Source organism: Burkholderia sp. RF2-non_BP3, from assembly GCF_001522185.1.
Taxonomy (GTDB): domain Bacteria; phylum Pseudomonadota; class Gammaproteobacteria; order Burkholderiales; family Burkholderiaceae; genus Burkholderia; species Burkholderia diffusa.
The window spans coordinates 1-1099 of sequence record NZ_LOSU01000045.1; the positions used below are offsets into that span (position 1 = coordinate 1).

Below are 1099 nucleotides of genomic sequence, written 5' to 3' on the forward strand. Positions count from 1 at the left end.
TCATGTCGCCCTCACTGCGTCAGCACGACGCCGCTGGCCGGCGACCACGACACGAACACGTCGTCGTTCCACGCCGGCGCGCTGTCGTGCATCAGGTGCGAGCTCGACAGGTTCGACACCACCGTCTTGCCGCTCGGCAAACGCACGTGATACAGCGAGTACGCACCCATGTACGCGATGTCGGTCACCACGCCGCGCGCCCAGTTGTGATGCGAGCCGGGCTTTTCGCGGGACACGTGCACGCGTTCCGGGCGCACCGAGATGCCGACCGGCATGCCGAGCGGGCCCGTCACGCCGTGGCTCACGTACATGCGTGCCTCGAGGTCGTCGCTCTCGACGAAGATGTGATCGGGTTCGTCCTCGACCACGCGCCCTTCGAACAGGTTCGTCGAGCCGATGAACTCGGCCGAGAAGCGGCTGTTCGGGTATTCGTACACTTCGCCCGGCGTGCCGATCTGCACGATCTTGCCTTCGCTCATCACCGCGAGGCGGCTCGCCATCGTCATCGCCTCTTCCTGGTCGTGCGTGACCATCACGCAGGTCACGTCGACCTTCTCGATGATGTTCACGAGTTCGAGCTGGGTCTTCTGGCGGATCTTCTTGTCGAGCGCGGACATCGGCTCGTCGAGCAGCAGCAGCTTCGGGCGCTTCACCAGCGAGCGGGCGAGCGCGACGCGCTGCTGCTGCCCGCCCGACAGTTGATGCGGCTTGCGCTTCGCGTACTTGCTCATCTGCACGAGCGCGAGCGCGTCGGCCACGCGCTCCTTGATTTCGTTCTTCGGCGTGCCTTCCTGCTTCAGTCCGAACGCGACGTTCGACTCGACCGACATGTGCGGAAACAGCGCGTACGACTGGAACATCATGTTCACCGGCCGGCGGTACGGCGGCAGCGACGCGAGGTCCTCGCCGTCGACGAAGATCTTGCCGGAGGTGGCCGTTTCCAGCCCGGCGAGCATGCGCAACAGTGTCGACTTGCCGCAGCCCGAACTGCCGAGCAGTGCGAACAATTCGTTCTTCGCGATCGTCAGGTTGACGTTGTCGACGGCCGTGCTGTCGCCGAACTTCTTCACGACGTTTTCGATGCGCACGAAGGCGTCGT

1 protein-coding gene is annotated in these 1099 nt (G+C 64.5%); it reads right to left on the minus strand.

The window, feature by feature from the left end; translation table 11 throughout:
• Window positions 1–11 precede the first annotated feature (11 nt).
• The coding region (locus tag WS45_RS23770; RefSeq protein ID WP_059701976.1) for an ABC transporter ATP-binding protein at window positions 12–1099 on the minus strand (1088 nt) is incomplete at its 5' end.